This is a genomic window from Succinimonas sp. (assembly GCF_045225735.1).
Taxonomy (GTDB): Bacteria; Pseudomonadota; Gammaproteobacteria; order Enterobacterales; family Succinivibrionaceae; genus Succinimonas.
Genome location: NZ_JBGVBR010000398.1, coordinates 1 through 6,659 on the forward strand (window position 1 = coordinate 1; position 6,659 = coordinate 6,659).

The 6,659-nt window shown below is 51.9% G+C and carries 2 protein-coding genes; both read left to right on the plus strand.

Features of this window, described 5'->3' with window-relative positions:
* The first annotated feature begins 1,295 nt into the window (after positions 1-1,295).
* Positions 1,296-5,732: an exodeoxyribonuclease V subunit gamma gene (locus ACJROR_RS14130; protein ID WP_406547664.1), complete on the plus strand. Its 4,437-nt coding sequence runs from the start codon at positions 1,296-1,298 to the stop codon at positions 5,730-5,732.
* A 141-nt stretch (positions 5,733-5,873) separates the two neighbouring features.
* The coding region (locus tag ACJROR_RS14135) for a UvrD-helicase domain-containing protein (protein ID WP_406547665.1) at positions 5,874-6,659 on the plus strand (786 nt) is incomplete at its 3' end.

Sequence of the window (6,659 nt, forward strand, 5' to 3'; positions counted from 1 at the left end):
TACCGCAATAGGGTATCCCCCCATGCGGCTTGCAAGGCCGTAGAATTTTGGAGTATTGCTGTGTTGCTTCAATACCGCAATAGGGTATCCCCCCATGCGGCTAGTAGCTTCAAGATAACCAACACCACAATGCTGCGAGCTTCAATACCGCAATAGGGTATCCCCCCATGCGGCTTCTTAGCCGTACTCCGGACGTTGCTGAGCCTCAGGAAGCTTCAATACCGCAATAGGGTATCCCCCCATGCGGCGCCTCCCTTCAGGGAGGGTTGTGTCACAAGGCCTCAAAGGGTGTCAAAAAAACATTACCCTTTGACAGTGTTACCGGTACTTCCTTGTTACATCCTCATTATACTACCTATTTCAAAAAAGATCCGACAATAAGATATACTTCCGACAGATACAGGATCCAGATCACGCTTTAACATAAATGTCAGAAGATGAGACTAAAAGATAAATGCATTCTTCTCTCGAAATTTATTATTCCGAAAACCAAATTCTGGAAAACTGTTGATCACTGTCACAAAAACAGTAAAATTATTTGAAGTGTGTCAATTTTCTTGTTGTTTAGACATATGTAACATATTACCTACCTCAATAACAGCCATTTTTATGGCTTATACTTATTATAGTTACAATTGCCTTATTCTTGATTTACAAGCTGATTCCGCTCTTTTTTCCTGCGAGCGCCATGCTCCGGCAACCCTGCAAAATCTGCCCTTTGCATGATTTCGGCTTCAAAAAAATGAGCGCTTTCCGTAACCTCCAACCTAAATACTATCAGACACCTCCGCTGCCTGCCATACCCCTGCCTGTTCAGATTCCCGCAAAGTGACGCAACTCCGGTTTCACTCAGCGATTTCCTGAAAATCTGTGCCATGCCTTATCCCTCACAGCCGGCATTTATCCCGGGAGCGGTATCTCTCCGTACCACTCTCTGTGCCTCTCTCTCCGTACCTGTCTCTTGTAGCTCCTCCATCCCCGCAACCACCCGCAAACTATGATCCCGCAGGCATTTTTAAAATATTGCCGGAAATATCCTTGAATGACGCAAATTGCTGTTTGTAGAATAAATTTTGCTCACTAGTAAAAAAACAAGACTGAAGCTGTCAGAGCTGCTAAGCCAATAAGCTCAGTCCTGCGGAGTCATACCTTCGAACTATCCGAAGGACAAGATTATTCCATGCCGGCCGTGGTTTTTCGGCAAGGGCCCGCAAGCTCAGAGCGGGAGCCCGCCGGGAATGCCGGGGAAAAAGCGGATGCCGTCTGTCCGTTTCCCATTTACCAAGGATTCATTTATGTTTACCACCTACTACTCAGACAGTCTGGAAACTCTGGCCCGCATCGGGGGCGTGATCATGAAGAACATGCGGGGCTCCTCCGATCTCTTTGTCAATGAGGTCATAGTCACCCAGAACCGCGGCATGTTCACCTATGTGAAACAGGTAATGACGGAAGAGAACAGCATTTTTGCCCTGACCCGCAACGTGCGGCTCTGGCCCTTTATCTGGGATTTGGCCCGGGACATTCTGCCGGATTTCCCGGAGGATGCGGAGCACGGGGAGGAGTTTGACGTTTTCAGCAGAGACTCCCTGAAATGGAATCTTATGGGAGCCCTGTCCCGCTGGCAGGAAGCCGGGGAGGGGAACGGGGATAACCCGGGAACCGCGAACAGCGATCTCCAGTACCTCAGGGATTATCTTAACCGTCCCGGCATCACGGAAGCGGAAAGAACGCTCCTGGTTTACGACCTGGCAGCGGCTCTCGCTGATGTGTATGACCAGTATCAGGTTTACCGTCCGGAATGGATCAATCAGTGGATGGGCGAAAAGCAGGATCTTACCAGCTGGCTTCAGGATGCCGTTAAGTCCGTAAAAGGATCTCCCAGCTCATCCGATGCCGCCGGGCTCGAGAAGTTCAAGTGGGAGGCCTCTCTCTGGAAAATACTGGAAAAGAATATCAAGGGAGTCTCAGAAGAGGATTCCGGCAGGGAGCTTTCCCGGATCTCCCGTTCCCGGATTATCAGCGAACTCAAGAATCTGCTCTCTGAAAAGAATCTCTCCTCCAAGGAACAGGATCGCATCAGGGAGGCGGTATCAAAGAGGATCCCCGGCAGGGTGTTTTTCTACGGCATTTCCTCGGTGCCTCCGGAGATTCTGGACATTCTTATTGCCCTGGGCCGCTTCACCGACGTGCATTTCATGTTCCTTAATCCCTGCAAGGAGTACTGGGGGGATCTCCGTCAGGTAAGCAAAAAGGAAGTAAGAGAGCGCATCAACAAAATCATGTCCTGCCGCATCCGTAAGCTGAATAAGGCCAGCTCCGTAAAGGATATCCTCGCCGCGGGAAATCAGGCATCGGCCGGCGGCGCGGAGACAAATCATCCCCTGGGGATCATTCTCCCTCTGGAAGAAATGCCGTCAGAGGAACGGAAAAAAAGAGAAAAGTTTTTTAAGAATCTGCCCGTTCTCGCTGACGGTGATCATGCTGAAGCTGGCAGCGCTGTCAATTCCGGAAATGCCGGTGATGCCGATCCGGAGAAGCAGCTTGACGAGCTCGATAAAACCTTCCGGGACAGCAAAAACCCGCTGCTCCTGTCCTTCGGCCGCCGGGGCCGGGACATGCTGGCCCTCCTTACCGAAAAGACCGCAGCGGCCAGTGAATCTCAGCAGAATAATAATTCGGAACGGCCCCTGATTGCCGAGATCTCCGCCTACGAGCAGGATTACCGCGACAGCCAAGCCTCAGCCGCAAACACCAGCATTCTGGAACACATCCGCCGGGATATCTTTACCCTGAAAAATTCCGCCGTTCCCGGAGATGATAAGTCTTTCGGAGAAAAAACTGAAAAGCCCGTGAAGATTCGCCTTATAGCTGATACCAAAAATCCCACCCTGACCGTCACCTCCTGTCCCACCAGACTGAGAGAGGTGCAGGTGCTTTATGACAGAATCCTGGCTCTTTTTGATAAGGAAGAGGCTGAGGAAAAGGGTAAGGATAAGGATAACGAAAAGGATGAGGAACTGCTCCCCCGGGACATTATTGTCATGGCCCCGGACATTTCGGTATACGCTCCCTTTATCGAGGGCGTATTCAAGGGCGGCAATGAGAACCTTAAAGCCCGCTTAAGCGACAATGAGAACCCTAAAGCCCGCTTAAGCGCCAATGAGAACCCTAAAGCCCGCTTAAGCGGCAATGAGAACCTTAAAGCCCGCTTAAGCGCCAATGAGAAGACTGCCTCTAAGAACGGCGAACTCCCCATTGCCATCTGCGACCGCAGCATGAACGATCAGAACCCGGTACTGGCCGGGGTGCGCACTCTGCTCTCTATTTCAGATCCGGACACCATCTTAAGCGCTCATGACGTGGCAGCTCTCCTTAACATTGAAGAGATCCGCCGGAAATTCGGTCTCAGCGAGGAGGATATCCCGGTAATCGGCAATATCCTCAGCGATAACAATGCCATGCTGGGGTTGGACAGCGATGACGTGGCGAGATTCCGCGCCGGTTCCGGCGCTGCCGCCGGCAGCGCGGCAGCCGGCGGAACTGACAACGCCGATCCCGGCAGACTTCAGGGCCGGCTGGAGGATGTCACCATAAAGCAGGGGATAAACCGCATGATCCTGGGCAGCATGATGCCCTGCGACGGCAGCGATGACAAGCCCTGGAATGCGGACTGCGAGGGCGATCTCGTTAAGGATCTCGGGGTATTTGCAGAATTCCTGGCTAAGCTCCGGGATCTTAAAAAGGCCCTTACGGCCATGAGCCGGAAAGCCGAGCAGGCGGACAGCGCTGATCCCGTAACCATGAATGACTGGCATGCCTTTATTAAAAACCGCATCCTGGATGTGTTCTTCGATCTGGGAGAACGGGGCACCGGCATTATGAATTACCTGAAGAGATCATTTGCCGATGCCGCTGACAGCATTGACGCTCTCCGGGAAAAGCCCCGGCTTACCCTGACCCTGACTCTCAGATTTTTTGATGAAATTCTGTCCGGTTCCGATGACGGCCGTTCCCCGTTCCTCAGAAACGCCATCAATTTCTGCACCTTCGTCCCCATGCGTTCCATTCCCTTTAAGCATGTGTTCATGCTGGGCATGAATGACGGAGATTTTCCGGCAAATCCGGCGGTGCCCGGCTTTGACCTCATGCGGGAAAAACCCAGGGCCGGCGACCGCAACCGTCCCGATGACGACCGCTACATGTTTCTGGAAGCGGTGCTGGCCGCTCAGCAGAGCCTGCACATCTCCTATCTGGGCATCTCTCCGGGAGACGGCTCCGAGCGAAATCCCTCCATCGTGGTATCCGAACTGCTGGATTACGTGGCGGATTCCATGATCCCCATGCCAACCGAAGAAAACACCGGGAAGGATTTAAAAGCTTCTTCAGAAAAGGAGCTTTCAGAAGAGGATCTTTCGAAGAAGATGCGAAAGGCGATTACCCGTACCGCCACCCTGAATCCTTCCGATGCCAGAAACTATGATAAAGATTCGCCTTTCTACTCATATCAGGAGCAGTGGTTCTTCCAGCGGACGGGAACTGACAGCGTGCCTCGCCATGCCATTGGCGAAGGCATTTATCCCGCCGGCCGACTGGAGCCCCAGAACGGCGAAATCACCATCACAGCCAGCGATCTCCTTAAGTTCATCCGGGATCCCGAGAAGTATTTCCTGAACCGGAAGCTGGGCATGAAAGAGGATTATGACAAGCCGGCTCCCGCAAGCGAGAGATTCTGCTTCGCCTTTCTGGAAAAGGGGAATCTCATGCAGGATGCGGCCAGACTGGAGGCGGCCGACCCTGATGACGAAAAGCGCCGGAGCTTCCGGGATCTCCTTATCAGAAAGGGGGCGTTCCCTGCAGGCAATGTGGGGGAGTATGCCTGGCGTGATTTTGAAGCCAAGATCGCCGCTCTTAAAAACGTCCTGGCTCAGATGGAACCGGCTCATAATGCCGATGATGAGATTAGTATGACCGTGCCGGATTACAGCGAAGTCTGCATAAAGCTTAATAACCAGATCCGGAACAGTGCCAAGGCTGAGAACAGCAAAGAGACCGGTAACGAGGCAAATAAGGACAGTCCCTTTGTGCCGGGTTCCCGGGACTGGCTTCCCTGGGAAATCACCGTTCTGGATGATGAAATTGAGGTAAAAACGGAGGAAGCGGATGCGAAGCTCCCTTGGCGGAATCTTGTCGAGGAATACCGGAAGCTGAGCAGGGGACAGGAACCCGCAAATATCACTGTCAGAATAACCGGGATTTCGGAAGTGTCGAATCTCTTGTGCCGGAATGTCATGCTGGATCCCTGGCACAAGCAGGATGATACAAAATTCCTGCTTATGAAGCTGGTGAATGCCGCGATGTACGTCATAAGCAGCGGCTGCCCGGATTTGGAAAGCCGGAATTTTTACGCCATGGCCGTAAAAGATACCGTAGCTCCGGACAAGGATCTGGTTACCCCCATGACCGGGGTTGCTGCCGCCAAAATTCTCAGAAACACCCTGAAGCTCTACCTTCTGGGCCAGATTGCGCCGCTTCGTTTTGAAAGCAAAAATGATTTTGGTAACGGGAGTGACAGCACCCGCCGGAATTTCCGAAAGGCGGATACCATTCTTTTTGATGACATGAAGAATGAAAATGACCGCAACTTCAGGAGAATCTGCCAAGCCTTTGCCAAATTTATGCTGCCAGGTAAAAAAGCCGGCACTAATACCAAAGGCAAGGCAAAGAAGTGATAACTGGGCTCCCCTGCCTGAGACAGGCGGGGCAATCCGAGACAAGCCCCCTTTACCGCGCAGAAAAACGCCGGCAGCCACCCCAAAAAGGAATATGAAAAGGCCGGCTTTTAAGACAAGTTTACAGAGGTTCATCAGCATATGACAGATGCCAGAAACACTACTAAGAATACCACGCAGGATCCGTTAACCTTATCCTTCGCCCTGAACGGCCCCGGATATATCGAAGCTTCCGCCGGAACCGGAAAAACCTTTACCATCACCTGTCTTATCACGAGACTTCTTCTGGGGAGCCCGGAGTATGCTCCGGTGCCTCTGGACAAGATGCTGATAATGACCTTCACCCGCAGCGCCGCCCGGGATCTCCGCAGAAAGATCCGGGAGCGTCTTACTGCGGTAATGGAGCTATTTCAGGATTGCGCTGACAAAAACGAATTAAGCAAAAAGGAAGAAGAATTAAACAAACCGGAAAACTGGTATCTTAAGCCTTTTATAAGATGTTTTGCGGAAGAAGACGGAACACTGCGTGACAGTGACAGGGCTCAGTGCTACAGAACCGCCCGGCACATTCTCCGGGATGCTCTCACCAACATTGACAAGGCCTCCATTTCCACCATTCACAGCTTCTGCGCCTCCATGCTGAAGCGGCATGCCATTTCGGCTAGGATTCCCTTCAGTCAGAACCTTTTAACCGATGACAAGGCCACGCAGAAATGCGCCGAGGCCGTCAGGGAAGCCGTACGGGAACTCTTTTACGATAAGGAGCTCACTGAAGAAGAAACTGATGTTCTTCTCAAACAGAGCAAGATTTTTGATGATGACAAGTGGCAGGATACTCTTACCAGACTGCTTGAGAATAATTACGGCCCCTCTTTCAATATTCATCGTGATAAAGACACTGAACAGGATGTTTTAGGCCAGTGCGGT

What these genes read in the sequence shown, in the direction of transcription:
- ACJROR_RS14130 (WP_406547664.1), top strand. Translation starts at nt 1,296, where the DNA reads ATGTTTACCACCTACTACTCAGACAGTCTGGAAACTCTGGCCCGCATC.